At 49.7% G+C, this 17,939-nt stretch carries 16 protein-coding genes; 10 read left to right on the top strand and 6 right to left on the bottom strand.

All coding sequences use genetic code 11. The features are described 5' to 3' along the window. Positions 1 to 59 precede the first annotated feature (59 nt). The 6 genes from CBP31_RS07165 to dnaA all read right to left on the bottom strand — a co-directional run bounded on the left by CBP31_RS07165 (position 60) and on the right by dnaA (position 8,650). Complete coding sequence (locus tag CBP31_RS07165) at positions 60 to 485, bottom strand: Hsp20 family protein (protein ID WP_087035850.1); 426 nt, start codon at positions 483 to 485, stop codon at positions 60 to 62. A gap of 312 nt (positions 486 to 797) precedes the next feature. Continuing rightward, the gene (gene ilvD / locus CBP31_RS07170) at positions 798 to 2,477 is read right to left on the bottom strand and encodes a dihydroxy-acid dehydratase (protein ID WP_227875184.1); all 1,680 of its coding nucleotides are present in this window, start codon (positions 2,475 to 2,477) and stop codon (positions 798 to 800) included. Positions 2,478 to 2,610: 133 nt separating this feature from the next. Next, positions 2,611 to 5,028: a DNA topoisomerase (ATP-hydrolyzing) subunit B gene (gene gyrB, locus CBP31_RS07175; protein WP_087035854.1), complete on the bottom strand. Its 2,418-nt coding sequence runs from the start codon at positions 5,026 to 5,028 to the stop codon at positions 2,611 to 2,613. Positions 5,029 to 5,032: 4 nt separating this feature from the next. After that, positions 5,033 to 6,127: a DNA replication/repair protein RecF gene (gene recF, locus CBP31_RS07180; RefSeq protein WP_087035856.1), complete on the bottom strand. Its 1,095-nt coding sequence runs from the start codon at positions 6,125 to 6,127 to the stop codon at positions 5,033 to 5,035. 2 nt (positions 6,128 to 6,129) lie between these two features. After that, entirely contained in the window at positions 6,130 to 7,233 is a 1,104-nt protein-coding gene (dnaN, locus tag CBP31_RS07185) for a DNA polymerase III subunit beta (RefSeq protein ID WP_087035858.1), read from the bottom strand. A 13-nt stretch (positions 7,234 to 7,246) separates the two neighbouring features. Beyond that, positions 7,247 to 8,650 (bottom strand): chromosomal replication initiator protein DnaA, encoded by a 1,404-nt coding sequence (dnaA, locus tag CBP31_RS07190; RefSeq protein ID WP_087035859.1) that lies wholly within the window; start codon positions 8,648 to 8,650, stop codon positions 7,247 to 7,249. A gap of 361 nt (positions 8,651 to 9,011) precedes the next feature. On the opposite strand from dnaA, the gene azu reads away from it, so the two are divergent. The 10 genes from azu to CBP31_RS07240 all read left to right on the top strand — a co-directional run bounded on the left by azu (position 9,012) and on the right by CBP31_RS07240 (position 17,929). Beyond that, positions 9,012 to 9,473, top strand: coding sequence for an azurin (azu, locus tag CBP31_RS07195; RefSeq protein WP_087035861.1), 462 nt, complete (start codon positions 9,012 to 9,014; stop codon positions 9,471 to 9,473). A gap of 278 nt (positions 9,474 to 9,751) precedes the next feature. Next, the gene (locus tag CBP31_RS07200) at positions 9,752 to 10,510 is read left to right on the top strand and encodes an amino acid ABC transporter substrate-binding protein (RefSeq protein WP_087035863.1); all 759 of its coding nucleotides are present in this window, start codon (positions 9,752 to 9,754) and stop codon (positions 10,508 to 10,510) included. Between the two features lies 1 nt (position 10,511). Further along, a complete protein-coding gene (locus tag CBP31_RS07205) occupies positions 10,512 to 11,177 on the top strand; it encodes an amino acid ABC transporter permease (RefSeq protein WP_087035865.1) in 666 nt (221 codons plus the stop codon). A gap of 7 nt (positions 11,178 to 11,184) precedes the next feature. Then, a complete protein-coding gene (locus CBP31_RS07210) occupies positions 11,185 to 11,928 on the top strand; it encodes an amino acid ABC transporter ATP-binding protein (protein ID WP_087035867.1) in 744 nt (247 codons plus the stop codon). 423 nt (positions 11,929 to 12,351) lie between these two features. Next, positions 12,352 to 12,486, top strand: coding sequence for a 50S ribosomal protein L34 (gene rpmH, locus CBP31_RS07215; RefSeq protein WP_087035869.1), 135 nt, complete (start codon positions 12,352 to 12,354; stop codon positions 12,484 to 12,486). Beyond that, on the top strand, positions 12,486 to 12,848 hold the full coding sequence (gene rnpA / locus CBP31_RS07220; protein ID WP_087035871.1) for a ribonuclease P protein component: 363 nt from the start codon (positions 12,486 to 12,488) through the stop codon (positions 12,846 to 12,848). The genes rpmH and rnpA overlap by 1 nt, the downstream gene beginning before the upstream one ends. Next, on the top strand, positions 12,809 to 13,051 hold the full coding sequence (gene yidD, locus CBP31_RS07225) for a membrane protein insertion efficiency factor YidD (protein WP_087035873.1): 243 nt from the start codon (positions 12,809 to 12,811) through the stop codon (positions 13,049 to 13,051). The genes rnpA and yidD overlap by 40 nt, the downstream gene beginning before the upstream one ends. A 6-nt stretch (positions 13,052 to 13,057) precedes the next feature. Then, positions 13,058 to 14,740, top strand: a complete 1,683-nt coding sequence (gene yidC / locus CBP31_RS07230) for a membrane protein insertase YidC (protein ID WP_087035875.1) — start codon at positions 13,058 to 13,060, stop codon at positions 14,738 to 14,740. 100 nt (positions 14,741 to 14,840) lie between these two features. After that, positions 14,841 to 16,202 (top strand): tRNA uridine-5-carboxymethylaminomethyl(34) synthesis GTPase MnmE, encoded by a 1,362-nt coding sequence (gene mnmE / locus CBP31_RS07235; RefSeq protein ID WP_087035877.1) that lies wholly within the window; start codon positions 14,841 to 14,843, stop codon positions 16,200 to 16,202. Between the two features lie 398 nt (positions 16,203 to 16,600). After that, the gene (locus CBP31_RS07240; RefSeq protein WP_161492511.1) at positions 16,601 to 17,929 is read left to right on the top strand and encodes a PDDEXK-like family protein; all 1,329 of its coding nucleotides are present in this window, start codon (positions 16,601 to 16,603) and stop codon (positions 17,927 to 17,929) included. Positions 17,930 to 17,939: the final 10 nt, after the last annotated feature.

Consider the following 17,939-nt stretch of genomic DNA (forward strand, 5'->3'; position numbering starts at 1 on the left):
AAGCCAAGCAAAAACGCCGACCCTAGGGTCGGCGTTTTGGTTTACTCAATCAGGAAAAGTTAGCTAGCTTGGCCGATGGCAATATTTTTGGGCTTAGCCGCTTCTGGCACGTCGCGCACTAAATCAATGTGCAGTAGGCCATTTTCCATATCGGCGCCGGTTACTTTAACGTGGTCGGCCAACTGGAAGCGACGCTCGAAGCCGCGCTCGGCGATACCCTGATATAAAAAGTTTTTCTGCGTTTCAGGCTGCTCTTTAGTGCCTTTTACGGTCAGGCTATTTTCGTGACTGGTAATTTCTAGATCCGCATCGGCAAAACCGGCCACCGCCATCGAAATTCGGTAATGGTTTTCGCTGAGCAGCTCAATATTGTAAGGGGGATAACCGTTATTACTGCTGCTATTACTGGCGTTTTCCATCATGGATGCTAAACGATCAAAGCCAATGGCAGTACGGTACAGGGGAGTAAGATCAAAACGTGACATATATTTATATCCTCAAATGAGCGATGTTGAATGTGCTCTCCATATGGACGAGCGTTAACCTTAATCAGCAACTATTTCCTAAAAAACTTTCTAGGAAACCCTAGAGCCCTCAAGCGAGCGACTCTCTTGCCTTAACTAATAGATAAGGGCACAGCCTGATACTTTCAAGAGCTATGGCTGAATTTTTAAACAAAAAAAGATCCCGCAGGATCTTTTTTGTTTACTAACCACTGTCATACCGGGCTTATCCCGGTATCTCTAGGCAGCGAGATCCTGACTTGCGTCAGGATGACGAGATACTATTCACTAAACTTAAAAATTATCGGTAACTGCACCGGTGGAAGCCGAGCTTACGGTGTGGGCGTATTTGGCTAATACACCACGACGATAATTAGGCGCCGGCGCTTGCCACTTGGCGAGGCGTGCTGCAATTTCCGCATCGGTCAGCTGTACTTCCAGCTTATTGGTTTCGGCATCGATAGTGATAATGTCGCCATCTTCCACTATTGCCAATGGGCCGCCCTGCTGGGCTTCTGGAGAAATATGGCCCACTACAAAACCGTGACTGCCGCCAGAGAAGCGACCGTCAGTGATCAGTGCCACATCTTGGCCCAAACCCTTGCCCATAATGGCAGAGGTGGGGCTGAGCATTTCACGCATGCCAGGGCCGCCTTTAGGGCCTTCGTAGCGGATCACTAGTACATCACCCGCTTTAACGGTGCCGTCCAAAATACGCTCTAAGGTTTCTTCTTCTGAACCAAATACGCGGGCCGGACCGGTAAACGCCAAGCCTTCTTTACCGGTAATTTTTGCCACCGAGCCTTCTGGTGCTAAGTTGCCAAACAATACTCGTAAGTGGCTGTCTTTCTTAATCGGGTTATCCAAGGGGCGAATAATGGTTTGGCCGGTAGGGTATGGCGTGACGTCTTTTAAGTTTTCCGCCATGGTCTTACCGGTTACGGTTAGGCAGTCGCCGTGCAGTAAACCGGCATCCAGTAAGATTTTCATCAGCGGCTGAATACCACCAATGGCCACTAACTCAGACATCATGTAATGACCGCTTGGGCGCAAGTCCGCTAATACTGGCACTCGCTCACCGATGCGCACGAAATCTTCCAGACTCAGTTCTACATTAATGGCATGAGCCATGGCCAACAGGTGCAATACCGCATTGGTAGAACCGCCGAGTGCAATCACCACTGTGATGGCGTTCTCAAAGGCGTCTTTGGTCATAATATCTGACGGCTTAATGTCATGCTCTAACAGGTGCAAGACCGCCGCCCCTGCGTCACGACAATCTTGCATCTTATTATTAGAAACGGCATTTTGCGCCGAGCTATTAGGCAAGCTCATGCCCATGGCTTCAATGGCCGAGGCCATAGTATTGGCGGTATACATGCCGCCACAGGCACCCGGGCCTGGAATGGCGGTGTCTTCGATTTGCTTAACATCAATCAGCGACATGTCGCCCTTGGCATAAGAGCCTACGGCCTCAAATACCGAAATAATATCGGTGTGATTGGCGCCCGGAGCTATGGTGCCGCCATATACGAACACTGAGGGACGGTCTAAACGCGCCATGCCGATAATGCAGCCCGGCATGTTCTTATCACAGCCACCGATGGCGACTATGCCATCGAAACCTTCACAACCGGCTACGGTTTCAATGGAGTCGGCAATCACTTCGCGGGACACCAAAGAATACTTCATGCCGATGGTGCCATTGGCAATACCATCAGAAATAGTAATGGTATTAAAGATGATGCTCTTGCCACCTGCCGCATCCGCACCCACGCCGGCTTCTACCGCCAGCTTGTCGATGTGCATGTTACAAGGGGTGAGATTACTCCAAGTGGAAGCAATGCCCACCTGCGGTTTTTTGAAGTCTTCGTCGGTAAAACCCACGGCGCGCAACATAGAGCGGGCCGGTGCTTTAGTAGGGCCATCTACCACCTGACTGGAATACTGGCGACGTTTATCATTACTCATCATGCTGTCCTTAATATGAATCTTGAATATTTCTCTCGGGCCAGTGTACCAGCCCAGCTAAAAATCGATACTGTGCGATAAAAAAATGCCGCCCCTCAAGGACGGCATTCACCATAAAGCGTAGCGCCAATAGCGGTTATATATCTAGGTTAGCTACGCGCAAGGCGTTGGCTTCGATGAACTCACGACGAGGTTCTACGTGATCGCCCATCAGGGTCGAGAACAGCTGATCCGCGGCGATGGCATCTTCAATCTTTACCTGCAGCATGCGGCGCGAGCCCGGATCCATGGTGGTTTCCCACAGCTGATCGGGGTTCATTTCGCCCAAGCCTTTATAACGCTGCACATAGAGGCCACGCTTACTTTCTTGCATCAGCCATTCTAGACCTTCAGCAAAATTGTCGACTGGCTTGGTTTTTTCACCGCGCTTCACGTAGCCGCCCTCTTCCATCAAGTTGGCGATACCTTCGCCTAACTCAACGATGCTGCGATATTCGCCAGAGGCAAAGAAGTCGTAGCTGATCGGGAATTCGCGGTCTATGCCGTGCTGGCGTACTTTAACTTTTGGCAAGTAGCAGCTGCGCTCCTCGAAGTATTCATACTCGAGTATATATTCGGCACCGTGGGTATTATCGACGATTAAGGACTCGTTGATATTTTTCACCCAAGTGGCGACCTGAGCTTCATCACTCAGCGCTTCTAGCGTTAACGCCGGCTGATAAATCAGCTCGTTTAACACTACCTCTGGCGCGCGACGAGCTAAGCGCTCAATGAGAATTTCCACTTTACGGAAATTCTTCACCAGCTTCTCAAGATGCTCACCGCCAATGGCGGGTGCAGACTCGTTAACGTGCAAGCTAGCGCCATCCAGAGCCATATTGGTCTGGTATTCCAGCATCGCATCTTCATCTTTCAGATACTGCTCGTGCTTGCCTTTTTTCACCTTATACAAAGGCGGCTGCGCGATATAGATGTAGCCACGCTCAACGATTTCTGGCATCTGACGATAGAAGAAGGTCAGCAAGAGCGTGCGAATATGCGCACCATCCACGTCCGCATCGGTCATGATGATGATGTAGTGATAACGCAGCTTATCCGGATTGTATTCGTCACGACCAATACCACAGCCTAAAGCGGTGATTAAGGTCGCCACTTCTTGAGATGACAGCATCTTATCGAAGCGGGCTTTTTCGACGTTGAGGATCTTACCCTTCAACGGCAAAATAGCCTGATTTTTACGGTTACGGCCTTGCTTGGCAGAACCACCGGCCGAGTCACCCTCCACTATGTAGAGTTCAGATAATGCGGGATCTTTTTCTTGACAATCCGCCAACTTGCCCGGTAAACCGGCCAAATCCAGCGCGCCTTTACGGCGAGTCATATCACGGGCTTTACGGGCCGCTTCACGGGCACGAGCCGCATCGATGATTTTGGTCACTACGATTTTGGCGTCGGCGGGGTTTTCCAGCAAATATTCGCTCAAGCGCTCGTTCATGGCCTGTTCAACGGCGGTTCTCACCTCAGAAGACACTAACTTATCTTTAGTTTGTGAGGAGAACTTAGGATCCGGCACTTTCACCGAAATCACCGCCGTTAAGCCTTCACGAGCATCATCGCCAGACGCCGAAGTCTTGGCTTTCTTGCTGTAACCTTCCTTGTCCATAAAGTTATTTAAGGTACGGGTTAATGCACCTCTAAAACCGGCCAAGTGAGCGCCACCATCACGCTGAGGAATGTTGTTGGTGAAGCAGAACACGTTCTCTTGGTAAGAGTCATTCCACTGCATCGCCACTTCCACCGTAATACCGCCTTCTTCTTCACTGACAAAGTGAAAGGGCTTGGGATGGATCGGCGTTTTGTTCTGGTTTAGATATTCCACGAAAGCACGGATGCCGCCTTCATATTCAAAATGCGCGGCTTTATCGGTCTGCTCATCGGTCAACTTAATCGAGATACCCGAGTTAAGGAATGACAGCTCGCGCAGACGCTTGGCTAAAATTTCAAAATGGAATTCGGTGTTGGTGAAGGTGTCGTGGCTCGGCCAAAACCGGATTAAAGTACCGGATTTTGCCGTGTCGCCCACTACCGCTAACGGCGCTTGTGGCACCCCATGGCGATAGGTCTGCTCATGCACCTTGCCGTCGCGCCAAATGGTCAGCAGCAATTTCTCAGAAAGTGCGTTTACGACCGACACCCCAACACCGTGCAAACCACCGGAGACTTTATAGGAGTTATCGTCGAACTTACCGCCCGCGTGTAACACGGTCATGATAACTTCGGCGGCAGAGCGGCCTTCTTCTTCGTGAATGCCCACGGGAATGCCACGGCCATCATCGGATACAGACACTGAGCCATCGCTGTGGATGATGACTACTATGTCTTTACAGTGCCCGGCTAAGGACTCATCTATCGAGTTATCCACCACCTCAAACACCATGTGGTGAAGGCCGGAGCCATCATCGGTATCGCCGATATACATACCCGGACGTTTACGGACGGCATCCAGACCTTTTAATACCTTAATACTCGAAGAGTCGTAAGTGTGTTCACTCATTGGCTTACTCGCACTCCTGGGTTTCGGTGATTTCACCCTGTTTCACATGAAACAGCTTGCTGTTATCCCGTGTGATCATTTGACTGAGCTGGGACACATCGATAGCGGACACAAACACCTGAGCACCCAACTCATTTAATTGGTGTGCCAGTAAGGCCCGCTTGTGTTCATCCAGCTCAGACGCAAAGTCGTCGATTAAAAAAATACAATCCTGATTGGATTGGGTTTTCAGGTACCGGCCTTGGGCCAAGCGCATGGCGCACACCAGCAATTTAAGCTGGCCGCGAGACAATAAGTCTTGCACCGGCATACCCCGCGCCTTGATGCGGATTTCGGCTTTATGGGGCCCAGAATGGGTATACCCTAAACCAAGATCTCGCTCCAGACCCTGCTCTAACACTTGAGCCAGCTCGACTTGCCGGTCCCAACCGCGAAAAAAATCAAAACTAAAATCGTACTCAGGCAGAAAATCCCGGGCAATTTCGCGTATTACTGGCTCTATAGCCTCGGCGTATTGCTGCCTGAATAGACTCAAATCTTCGGCCGTGGCCACTAATTGTTGATCCCAAAAGCGTAATTCGCTCTCCGGCCGCTGACGGCGCAACAGAGCATTGCGTTGCTTTAACAAGCGCCGATACTGACCCCACACGCTAAAAAAGCGGGCGTTGGAGTAAAATAACCCCCAATCCAGATAGGCGCGGCGTAATTTAGGACCGCCAGTTAATAGATTATACCCTTCTGGGTGGATCAACTGAATGGGCAATATGTGGGCCAGATCCGATAAACGCTCGGCAAGCCGCCCGCCTACTTTAAGTCGGGTGCCGCCACCGCGGGTTTTGCTTAACCCAATCGGTAAACTATCGTCATCGCCCTGCGCAATACGCGCGAACAAGGTAAAGGCCGTTTCGCCTTGGTGGATCACCCGCCCTGTTAAGTGGGTGCGAAACGAACGCCCTATGCCTAAATAGTGAATGGCTTCCAAAATACTGGTCTTACCGCTGCCGTTCGGCCCAATAAGCACATTAATGCCCGCAGCCGGTACTAAGCGGCCATGGGCAATATTACGAAAATCTTTTAACTGTAGATTCAGCAAGGCCATGCTTAGAGTCGCATCGGCATCACAACGTACAGTGCATCTCCGCAATCTTCCGCCTCAATCAAGCCACTGCTGCTGGCGTCTTTCAGGCTAATTTTTACTTTATCGGACTTGAGGGTGCCTAACACATCCAGCACATAGGAGACGTTAAAGCCGATTTCCAAATCCGTGCCTTGGTAATCCACGTCCAATACTTCCTCGGCTTCTTCTTGCTCTGGGTTGTTGGCGGTAATTTTCAGCACTTGGGCTTGCATGTTTAAGCGCACGCCACGAAATTTCTCATTCGATAAAATGGCCGCTCGAGAAAAAGCTTGGCGCAATTCTTCACGACCACAAATCAGTGTCTTATCGCATTCGCGCGGTAAAACGCGGCGATAATCCGGAAAGCGACCGTCGACTAGCTTAGAAGTAAACGTAAAGCCCGCCGTCACGGCGCGAATGTTGTTTTTACCGATTTGTAGGCGCACGTCTTGGTCGTCATGCTCCAGCAATTTTACCAGCTCTAGCACCCCTTTGCGCGGCACTATTACTTGTTGTGCCGGCAGTGATTCAGACAATAGCTCGCGCTGACAAGTGGCCAAGCGGTGACCATCGGTGGCCACGGTGCGCAGCAACTGGCCGTCAGTTTCAAACAGCATGCCGTTGAGATAATAGCGCACATCTTGTACCGCCATCGAAAACTGCGTCGACTCTATCAGCTTCTTTAATGCCAGCTGATTGATGTCGAACTCCAGCTCCGAGCTCCACTCTTCAATATTAGGGAAGTCTTCGGCGGCCAGGGTCGCTAAATTAAAACGGCTGCGCCCCGAGCGCAAAATAAGGCGCTCGCCTTCTTGGCTAAATTTAAGCTCGGCGCCATCGGGCAGCCCGCGGCACAAGTCCAACATCTTGCGCGCCGGTACCGTAGTGCGACCGTCGGTGACGTTACCCTGCAGTTCAACGCGGGCGATCATTTCCACTTCGGTATCGGTGCCGGTCATCAATAAGGCGTTATCACTCACGCTGAGCAAGATATTATTTAGGATCGGCAGATTAGGACGGCCACCCAAGGCACTGGACACCAGTTGCAGAGGACGCAATAGGGCTTCGCGGCTGATAGTAAACTGCATGGGGCTCTCCGATTCAGGAAGATAAGGTGCGGATAAGATTAGAGTAATCTTCCTTTATATCATGACTTTCTTCGCGCAGCTGAGCGATTTTCCGACAAGCGTGCAGCACGGTAGTGTGGTCGCGGCCACCAAAGGCATCACCAATCTCCGGTAAGGAGTGGTTGGTGAGCTCTTTAGACAAGGCCATGGCCACTTGGCGAGGGCGCGCTACCGAGCGCGAACGACGCTTAGATAAGATGTCTGACAGCTTTATTTTATAGTATTCGGCCACGGTTTTCTGGATATTATCCATGGTCACCAGCTTTTCTTGCAGCGCCAGTAAGTCACGCAGTGCTTCGCGCACAAAATCGATATTAATGGCACGGCCAGTAAAGTTGGCATTGGCCATTACGCGGTTCAATGCGCCTTCTAATTCACGCACGTTAGAACGCAAGCGCTTGGCGATAAAAAACGCCACTTCGTGGGGCAGGCGCATTTTATTTTCATCGGCTTTGCGCATCAAAATCGCGACCCGAGTTTCGAGCTCCGGCGGCTCTATGGCCACCGTTAAGCCCCAACCAAAGCGCGACTTCAAACGATCCTCTACGCCCACTATCTCTTTTGGATAGCGATCTGAGGTCAAAATAATTTGCTGATTACCTTCTAACAGGGCGTTAAAGGTATGAAAGAACTCTTCTTGGGAGCGCTCTTTATTAGCAAAAAACTGAATATCATCGATTAGCAAAGCATCGACGCTACGGTAATAGCGCTTAAATTCTTCAATGGCGTTGTTTTGTAGCGCTTTTACCATGTCTTGCACGAAGCGTTCTGAATGCATGTAAATGACTTTGGCATCGGCTTTGCGCGCCCGTATGCCATTGGCCACCGCGTGCAATAGGTGAGTTTTACCCAAACCGGTGCCGCCATACAAAAACAGCGGGTTATAAGCGCCACCCGGGTTCTCGGCTACCTGTTGAGCCGCCGCGCGTGCCAGCTGGTTCGACTTACCTTCGACGAAGTTATCGAAGGTGTAGTTGGCATTTACATTGCTCTTGTAAATCAGCTCTGGCTTATCTTCCGCCCGCTCAATCCAAGAAGGCACCATATGTGCAGGCGCTGCAGCTTTATGATTAGGCTGACTGACGGCACTTGGCTGGCTGCTTTCGTTATTGGCCATTAATTTAACTGGCGCGCGCTTTTTACCCACCTCAAATTTCATCTGCGGACAATTACTGCCGCAGAATTCACTGAGTAGGCTGTTAATGCGCAATAAATATTTATCCCGTACCCAATCCAGTACAAAACGGTTCGGCGCAGACAAGGTAAGCGTATTCTCGTCCAACTCCGCTTGCAGCGGCCGGATCCACATACTGAATTCTGCCGAAGGCAATTCATCTTGTAGCCGGTTAAGACACTGCTGCCAAAGCGTAGCGCTCATCAGAACTCCTGGAACAAAGGGATCAATCAAGGGGACGTTATTCTACTGAGGCAAGCGCCGGATCTCTAGCCGGATCGTGTCGATCCGCTAAAATATGATCCTTGACATCTGTGTATAACTTATGAGTCATACACAGGATCCTTGTCGTTATAAACAAGCTACCCACAAGCGAATCCGGCTTAGGATCCTATAGTGCGATCTGGATCATGTTTTCAGCATTTATAATGTGCATAATTGTCGTACTACTTTATGTAGCCAGCTATTCATTAAGAAAATCTATGTTAGGGTTACTGTGAGCTGGGTCATCTTAGTGTTGTGCTAATGCCGTGACTCGGGCCCTGTAAACCTTTAGGAGACATGCATGAAAAAGACACATTATTTAGCCGGACTGGTACTGATGTCAGCAACTGCGGCAATGCCAGCCTTTGCTGCCGATGACTGTACTATTGAAATCAACAGTAATGATGCAATGCAGTTTGACCAATCAGAGCTGAGCGTTCCAGCAAGCTGTGAAGAAGTGACCCTGACCCTGCACCACACTGGCACTATGCCAAAAGCAGCCATGGGCCATAACTGGGTGCTGAGCACTACTGAAGACATGCCAGCCATTGCCACCGATGGCATGGGCGCAGGTGCCGATCACGACTACATCAAAGCTGACGACGAGCGTGTTATTGCTCACACAGCTCTGATCGGTGGCGGCGAAAGCGACACTATCACCTTCAGCACAGCCGACCTGAAAGCGGGCGACGATTACAGTTTCTTCTGTTCGTTCCCAGGCCACATCGGCATTATGAAAGGCACATTCAGCATCACTGAATAAGCCCTCTACAGGTGCCCGCCCGGGCACCTGATTATTTTTACTTACCGCTCCGCTCTACCCCCGTATTTTAATCTTGTTCTTTCCCAGCTTTTCAAGACTCAGCAACTACCGCTATGCCTAGGCTCGCGCTGTAACGCATGGGCTTAAATCACGCCCCATCACCCCAGCTAAACCATTCTTAACTAGCCCAATGCTACTTTCATCCCTTATGCTGTGTTTATTGTCATGTTGCTGGCACTGCCGCTGGCGGTACTAGACGCAACGCTAGGAGAAGCCTTATGTTGAAATCAATCAAGCAATTGGGTAGCGCCCTTACCTTATCGCTACTGCTACTCACGCCAGCCTTGGCGGCCGATGCCGTAAAGGTGGGGATGTCCGGTGGTTATTATCCATTTACCTTTGTTAAACTCGATAAACTGCAAGGGTTTGAAGTAGACGTATGGAATGAAATCGCTAAGCGGTTAGACCGCGATGTGGAGTTTGTTACTACTAGCTTCTCAGGCTTGTTTGGCATGCTGGAAACAGGCCGTATCGATACCATAGCCAACCAAATAACCATTACCCCTGAGCGGCTGGAAAAATATAACTTCTCTAGTGCTTATGTTTACGATGGCGCGCAAATTGTGGTGCGTAAAGGCAATGACAGTATTCAGGGCTTGGACGACCTAAAAGACAAAAAAGTCGCCGTTAACTTAGGCTCTAACTTTGAACAGCTGATGCGCAAGCACGACACTAATAAAGAAATTAATATCATCACCTATGAAACCAACCTAGAGCAGGATGTGGTCTTAGGTCGTACCGATGCTTTTGTGATGGACAGAGTCGGGTCAGCGCAATTGATCAAAGAATCAGGCCTCCCATTACAATTGGCCGGCAAGCCCTTCGATACCTTAGAAAACGCGTTTCCGTTTTTGAAAACTCCCAAGCAAGAAGCTTTGCTCGCCGAGGTAGATATAGCACTGAGTGAAATGCGCGATGATGGCACCTTAACGCAGATTTCAGAGCGTTGGTTGGGTGCGGATATTAGTAGTCAATAATATGCCTTTTGATTTCGACTACACCTTAGCGCTGTTTCCTATCTTGCTCAGTTATCTGGGCACCACCATGAAAATGGCGCTACTCGGCTTTATATTTGCGCTGCTGATTGCGGGCGCACTAGCGGTGATCCGCACCTTTAAGCTGTTTGGCTTGAATGCTTTTGCCAGACTGTTTATTTCTTTTTTCCGTGGCACGCCCTTGCTGGTACAGCTGTTTTTGCTCTACTACGGCCTGCCGCAAATCATGCCGATCTTTATTGGCCTCAATGCCTTTAGTGCCGCCGTAATTGGCTTAACGCTGCATTTTTCAGCCTACATGGCTGAATCGATTCGAGCGGCGATAATTAGCGTCGATAAAAGTCAGATGGAAGCGGCACTCAGCATCGGCATGACCCGGGGCCAAGCTATGCGGCGCATAATTTTGCCGCAAGCGGCGCGTATCGCCACGCCCTCGTTAATGAACTACTTCATCGACATGATCAAAAGTACCTCGCTGGCCTTTACCTTGGGCGTGGCCGAGATCATGGCCTCCGCGCAAAAAGAAGCTTCCAGCAGCTTTAAGTTTTTTGAGTCCTTTGTTGCGGTGGCGCTAATTTATTGGGCGGTGGTGGTGTTTTTCACTTACTTGCAGACGTTATTAGAGCGTCGGCTTAACGCTGCATACTAGGAGGCCCATGATTACTTTGCGCAATCTGACCAAGATTTATAATGGCCAGACAGTACTCAATGACATTAGCCTCGACATTAAACAAGGTGAAATTGTGGTGATCCTCGGGCCCTCGGGTACAGGTAAATCCACGCTGTTGCGTTGCCTTAATCTGTTAGAAACCCCAGAAGCCGGCCAGTTAGACATTGATGGCTTTGCCATCGATTTAGCCCACCACAGCAGTAAAGACGCCATAGAGTTGCGTAAACGCACCTCGTTTGTGTTTCAAAACTATGCGTTATTTGCCAATAAAACCGCCCGCGACAACATAGCCGAAGGCTTGATCACGGTCTGGAAAAAAACCAAAGCTCAGGCTCACGCCGAAGCCTTGGCCATTTTGGGCGACATAGGTTTGGCCGATAAAGCCGAGGCCTATCCTTCGTCTTTATCCGGTGGCCAGCAGCAACGCATAGGCATAGCGCGGGCCATGGTTAGCCACGCTAAGGTGATGTTATTTGATGAGCCTACCTCGGCACTGGATCCTGAATGGGTCGATGAAGTGCTGGGCTTAATGAAGAAGCTGGCTTTGGCGCACCAAACCATGGTGGTGGTGACCCACGAAATGAGCTTTGCCCGAGAAGTGGCCGATCGCGTCATCTTTATGGACGGCGGCCATATCGTCGAACAAGGGCCGCCAGAAAAAATGCTCACGGATCCTAGCGACCCACGCACCCGCGCTTTTTTACGCAAGGTGCTGCCGCCGGCAATGTAATACCAGAGTTGTCAGCACTGCTATGTGCCACACCCGTTTGCCTGTCGATGCATTACTGCAGCAGCACCGATTTGCATGACGATGCGACTCAACTGCCACCGCTCTGCTCTTAAGCCCTTAAATGAAGCATCCTGCATTACCGCTTTCACTGACAACCTGACACGTAAGCTGCTTGTTTTTGTTGCTAACAGCTAAAGGCTCTGTATAATTTCAGCCCCGCGATCATTAAGGATCTTGGGATCGATCTAGGTGAGCTGAAATACTTGCTCTAATAGGTCGTCAATCAACGGCATGTGGATTGACGTTATAAACAGAACTGTTTAGAATTCGGCCTCTTTGGTGGGGCCGTCTCGGTGATGTTTATGCGTCAGTCGAGTACATGGCCAAACTGTATAGCAAACTGACACAGCGGTAATAACTACTATGAAACGCACTTTTCAACCTTCAAATTTGAAGCGCAAACGCAGCCACGGTTTCCGTGCTCGCAAGGCTACCGTAGGTGGTCGTAAAGTATTGGTCGCTCGTCGCGCCAAAGGTCGTGTCCGTCTGAGCGCCTAATGGCCAGACACACCTTTACACGGGAGTTACGTTTGTTAACTCCCGCCCATTTTAAAAACGTCTTCGACAACCCTGTCCGAGCCGCATCCCCACATGTCACACTTCTTGCCAGACCAAACGAATTGGGTCACCCCAGACTTGGGTTAGCTGTACCCAAAAAAGCACTAAAACGTGCCGTTTGGCGCAACCGGGTAAAACGTGTTGCTCGCGAAGCCTTTCGTTTAAAGCAACATCAATTACCCAGTGTCGATATTGTAGTGATCGCTAAAAAGGGAATCGGAGAGGTACCCAACGACGAGCTGTTTGAACTGCTGGATAGATTATGGCGCACGCTTTCTCGCCGTTGCAACGACTCAGCGTAGGCATTCTTCGCCTATACCAAGTGGTCATCAGTCCATTGCTTGGGCCCAGGTGTCGCTTTACTCCCACCTGTTCGCAATACGCCATTGAAGCCATCCGGCTGCACGGCTTTTTAAAAGGCGCTTGGTTAACTCTCAAGCGTCTACTAAAATGCCATCCTTTAGGTCCAAGTGGCCACGATCCGGTCCCGACAAAGCGAAGATAATAAATTATGGAATCTCAACGCAATATACTGATTATCGCTCTGCTGCTGGTGAGTTTTCTCATCTGGCAAAAGTGGGATGAACATCAAAACCCACCCGTTGTAGCGCAGCAAACCACGCAAACTGCAACCGGCAATAATGCGGATGACGCTAACTTCGTTCCTGAGTCAGATAGCGTGCAAGTGGATGGCGAAGTACCGACGGACGCCGCCGCACCCGCTAGCCGTAATCTCATTACCGTGCTCTCTGATACACTCAAGCTGACCATAGACACCCAAGGCGGTGACATTGTGGGCACTGAGCTGCTGGAGCATAACGACAGCCTAAACTCTGACGATAAGTTTACCTTGTTGAGCAATACCGCCAACTTCGTAAATATCGCGCAAAGTGGCCTGATCGGTAACGATGGCCCAGACGCGAACAAGGCCGGTCGCCCGATTTATCAAGCCGAACAGCACGACTATGTTTTAGCCGATGGCCAAGACACCTTGAGTGTGCCGCTGACCTTTACCAATGATAACGGCGTGGTGTTCACCAAAGTCTTTACCTTAACCCGTGATAGCCACGTGGTTAACGTGAGCTACAACATTGATAACCAAAGTGCTGAGCCAGTAGTCACTCAGCTTTACGGCCAATTGAAGCAAAGCGTGAATTCTGTTGATGAAAAGAGCGGCAATATGTTGATGGCTTCTGCCTATCGCGGCCCCGCTTACTCTACTGATGACACTCGTTATACCAAGTACGACTTTAAGAAAGTAAAAGAAGCGAACCTGAATCTAACCACGGCTAATGGCTGGGTGGGCATGTTGCAGCATTACTTTGTGTCGGCGTGGATTGCACCGCTAGAAGACGGCAATCAGATCTACAGCCGTAACTTAAACAACCAAGGCCAAGCCATTATCGGCTTTAAAGCCCAGCCTACTACCGTGGCCGCAGGCAGCACGCAAACTGTCTCTGCAGAGCTGTGGTTAGGTCCTAAGCTGCAAAAGAAAATGGCCGCCGCCGCCGATAACCTCGACTTAACCGTCGACTATGGCTGGTTATGGTTTATTGCTCAGCCGCTGTTTAAATTACTGCACTTCTTACAGAGCTTCGCCATTAACTGGGGTCTGGCCATTATCCTGACCACCTTCGTGGTGCGCGGTGTTATGTATCCGCTGACCAAAGCTCAGTACACCTCCATGGCTAAGATGCGCATGCTGCAGCCTAAACTGGCGGCCCTAAAAGAGCGCTTTGGTGATGATCGCCAGAAGATGTCTCAAGGCATGATGGAGCTGTATAAGAAAGAAAAAGTAAACCCGCTGGGCGGCTGTTTACCAATTGTGGTACAGATGCCAATTTTCATCTCCCTGTACTGGGTATTGATGGAATCAGTTGAATTACGCCATGCGCCTTTCATGCTGTGGATTGATGACTTGTCGGTTCGTGACCCTTACTTTGTGTTGCCAATTCTGATGGGTATCAGCATGTTCTTAATTCAGAAGATGAGCCCCACCACAGTGACGGATCCGCTGCAGCAGAAAGTGATGCAGTTTATGCCGATCATCTTTACCTTCTTCTTCTTGTGGTTCCCTGCCGGCTTAACGCTGTACTGGTTGGTGAGTAACGTGGTGACCATTACTCAACAGTGGTACATCTTCCGCCAGTTAGAGAAGAAAGGCCTGCACAGCAAACCCGACGCTAAGGCTTAGGTTTACTGGCTGCTAGCCGCAGAAATCAATACACTAAAGGCGACCCTAGGGTCGCCTTTTTATTGCCAATCGCCTTGAATGTGTAGTGGAGTAACAACAGATGTCGTTTGATACCATAGTGGCGCAAGCCACCGCCCCCGGCCGTGGCGGTGTGGGCATAATACGGGTCTCTGGCCCACAAGCGGTCGCCGTGGCAGAAGCTGTGCTCGGCAAGGTGCCCAAGGTGCGTTATGCAGACTATCTGCCTTTTAAAGATGCCCAAGGCCAAGTGCTAGACCAAGGCATAGCGCTGTTATTTAAAGGCCCCAACAGCTTTACCGGTGAAGACGTACTTGAGCTGCAAGGCCACGGCGGCCCAGTAGTGCTAGATATGCTGATTAAGCGTATTTTGGAGTTGCCAAATCTGCGCCCCGCCAAAGCCGGTGAGTTTAGTGAGCGGGCCTTTCTGAATGACAAATTAGACTTAGCCCAAGCCGAGGCTATCGCGGATCTTATTGAAGCCTCCAGCGAGCAAGCCGCCCGCTCAGCGCTGCACTCCTTGCAGGGTGAATTTTCCAACCATGTGCATGACTTAGTCGAAGCACTCACTCACCTGCGTATTTTTGTGGAAGCGGCGATTGATTTTCCTGAAGAGGAAGTGGACTTTCTCTCGGACGGCAAAATTGCCGGCGGCTTATACGCCATTATCGACCGCTTAACCGAAGTACAACGCCAAGCACGCCAAGGCGCCATTATGCGCGAAGGCATGAAGGTAGTGATTGCCGGTCGGCCTAACGCCGGTAAGTCCAGCCTGCTCAATGCCTTGGCTGGTAAAGAGTCCGCCATCGTCACCGACATTGCCGGTACTACCCGGGATGTGCTGCGCGAATTTATTCACCTAGATGGCATGCCGCTGCACATTATTGACACCGCCGGTTTGCGAGAAGCCACTGATGCGGTAGAGCGCATCGGCATCGAGCGCGCTTGGGCTGAGATAGAACAAGCGGATCGCATCCTGTTTATGGTTGATGGAACTACTACCGATGCCCTGCACCCCAAAGATATTTGGCCAGACTTTATTGACCGCTTGCCCGCACACATTGGTCTGACCGTAGTGCGCAATAAAGCCGACTTAAGTGGTGAAGCCCTTGATGTGGTCAGCGACGGTGAGCATGCGGTGTATCCCATTTCTGCCACTACCGGCCAAGGTGTAGAGGCCCTGAAAGAACACCTAAAAGACTGCATGGGCTTTCAGGGCGGTACCGAGGGCAGCTTCAGCGCCCGCCGTCGCCACTTAGACGCCTTGCATAATGCCGACCTTCACTTGCTGATGGCCAAAGAGCAGCTTGAAGTCTACAAAGCCGGCGAACTGGTCGCCGAAGAGCTACGCCTAGCCCAAGAAGAGCTTAGCCAAATCACCGGCGAATTTACCTCCGACGACTTGCTGGGCAAAATCTTCAGCTCGTTCTGTATCGGGAAGTAACCGTCAATTACAGTATGTTTTACTTCTATTTGAACTGGCTTTAGAGATAACAGAGCAGCCTCACACGACACGCTATAAACCCATCCATGGGAGCTCAGGAAATACCGTCCATGGTAAGCCCCCTCTCTGTTACCTCTTTTCAAGCGCTGAGGGGTCTGTAGACGGCGCGAACAAATAGCTCAATTGCATAAGGGCGGACAAAGGGATTTACTCCACCAATCGGCACATGGCAGCGCTGAAAAATAGTTCCTGTCATTTAGTTATGTCCAACGGGCATAAGATAAAAATAACTACGTAAGCACGGAGTAAGCTTAAAAATTAAAGTTTGCTTGAGCAATCGTGAAGATGTTTCTGGCTAAAAAATTAAAGAACATCACACAACTCTGGAGATATACAATTTGTCTTTGCAATCATGGAGTTCTCTTTTTAAAGAACTGACCGATCTTGAGGTGTTACGAACCGAGCAGAAAAAGCAGGGACTGAATGATTTCACTCTGCTTAGTTCCGTGTTATCAGTAAATGACGAAGCCAGACTTCATACTCGGTTTATTTACGCGCTACTAGACCCTAACGGCAAGCACTATCAAGGCTCTCGTTTTCTAGAGCTGTTTCTCAATAGTATCGGACGACAAGATTGGCTAGACCTTTCATCAGCTACTGTTCGCAAAGAATATTCTCCGAACAGCCAAGGAAACCAAATCGATCTCTATATAACTGATGGTAAGCGTCAGATAGTGATCGAGAACAAGCTTAATGCTCAGGATCAGAAAAACCAAGTTGCTCGCTATCTTGAAGCTGTTGGTGCAACAGATCCGGCGCTGGCTGATAACACTTTGTTTATTTACCTAACTAAAGGCAGACAAAGACCTTCCAACTATGGCTTAGGCACTCTAAGTATCTGCGATCTGTCATTTCGGTTGCTTAACGCAGAAATGCAGCCAATAGCCATATATCAAAACCTTAGTTATCTGCGCAATACCAGCAATAAAAGTATTCATACTTGGTTAGAAGCATGTGCGGAAATAGTAGAGCAGAACTCTAATTTAGCTTGGGCTATAAACGACTATAGATCCGTCTCAGAAAGAGCGACTCGGGAGTATGTAAGTAAAGTGGAAACATTAAAAGACGTGTTAGAAGCAGGTATTGCGGAAGGTAAACAATACCATCAGCAAGCGATTCAACTTGCCAAAGAGCTACCAGCCATTCATGCCAGTTGGCTCGACAGCGTTCTAACCGAGCAGCTAGATAAGTTGTTTCAGCCAGCAATTAACTCTGGGTTTCTAACAAAGATTGATGTTAACAACTCTGAATTACTCGAACCCTATATTCATAGTGTGCGTAAGGGTAAGGCAGCTGAACTACTGTATAAATCAAAATACAATTATTTTCGCTCAGGAAAAGGGACTAGAAATAGAGGCTCCTTCTACTTAGTAACGGCAGGTGTCTTTGCTCACCGTCTGGTATTAATGATGGTATACGGCACAAAAATGCTACACGTTGGTGTTTTATTACATGAGTCTGAGCTTGAATCCGAAAGGAAAACTGAAGCGGAAGTTAAAGACTTAGGCCTTTCAGAGCTAGCTAGATCAAACACTGGCTTTTTCCCTTTTGCCATGACAAATACAGAAATCCTAGGAGATCAAGGCATTCTCCACTTAGCAGACTTTGCTTCTAGCCCGCAGAAAAGAATACTAGAAAAAATGATGAAGACATTTGGCTGTATCTAAAGGCCGTTAA

The sequence above is a fragment of the Oceanisphaera profunda genome (genome assembly GCF_002157895.1).
GTDB classification, from domain to species: Bacteria; Pseudomonadota; Gammaproteobacteria; order Enterobacterales; family Aeromonadaceae; genus Oceanimonas; species Oceanimonas profunda.

What these genes read in the sequence shown, in the direction of transcription:
- ilvD (WP_227875184.1), bottom strand. Translation starts at nt 2,477, where the DNA reads ATGATGAGTAATGATAAACGTCGCCAGTATTCCAGTCAGGTGGTAGAT.
- mnmE (WP_087035877.1), top strand. Translation starts at nt 14,841, where the DNA reads ATGTCGTTTGATACCATAGTGGCGCAAGCCACCGCCCCCGGCCGTGGC.
- rnpA (WP_087035871.1), top strand. Translation starts at nt 12,486, where the DNA reads ATGGCCAGACACACCTTTACACGGGAGTTACGTTTGTTAACTCCCGCC.
- CBP31_RS07210 (WP_087035867.1), top strand. Translation starts at nt 11,185, where the DNA reads ATGATTACTTTGCGCAATCTGACCAAGATTTATAATGGCCAGACAGTA.
- yidC (WP_087035875.1), top strand. Translation starts at nt 13,058, where the DNA reads ATGGAATCTCAACGCAATATACTGATTATCGCTCTGCTGCTGGTGAGT.
- gyrB (WP_087035854.1), bottom strand. Translation starts at nt 5,028, where the DNA reads ATGAGTGAACACACTTACGACTCTTCGAGTATTAAGGTATTAAAAGGT.
- yidD (WP_087035873.1), top strand. Translation starts at nt 12,809, where the DNA reads ATGGCGCACGCTTTCTCGCCGTTGCAACGACTCAGCGTAGGCATTCTT.
- CBP31_RS07165 (WP_087035850.1), bottom strand. Translation starts at nt 485, where the DNA reads ATGTCACGTTTTGATCTTACTCCCCTGTACCGTACTGCCATTGGCTTT.
- CBP31_RS07205 (WP_087035865.1), top strand. Translation starts at nt 10,512, where the DNA reads ATGCCTTTTGATTTCGACTACACCTTAGCGCTGTTTCCTATCTTGCTC.
- dnaA (WP_087035859.1), bottom strand. Translation starts at nt 8,650, where the DNA reads ATGAGCGCTACGCTTTGGCAGCAGTGTCTTAACCGGCTACAAGATGAA.
- dnaN (WP_087035858.1), bottom strand. Translation starts at nt 7,233, where the DNA reads ATGCAGTTTACTATCAGCCGCGAAGCCCTATTGCGTCCTCTGCAACTG.
- azu (WP_087035861.1), top strand. Translation starts at nt 9,012, where the DNA reads ATGAAAAAGACACATTATTTAGCCGGACTGGTACTGATGTCAGCAACT.
- rpmH (WP_087035869.1), top strand. Translation starts at nt 12,352, where the DNA reads ATGAAACGCACTTTTCAACCTTCAAATTTGAAGCGCAAACGCAGCCAC.
- CBP31_RS07200 (WP_087035863.1), top strand. Translation starts at nt 9,752, where the DNA reads ATGTTGAAATCAATCAAGCAATTGGGTAGCGCCCTTACCTTATCGCTA.
- recF (WP_087035856.1), bottom strand. Translation starts at nt 6,127, where the DNA reads ATGGCCTTGCTGAATCTACAGTTAAAAGATTTTCGTAATATTGCCCAT.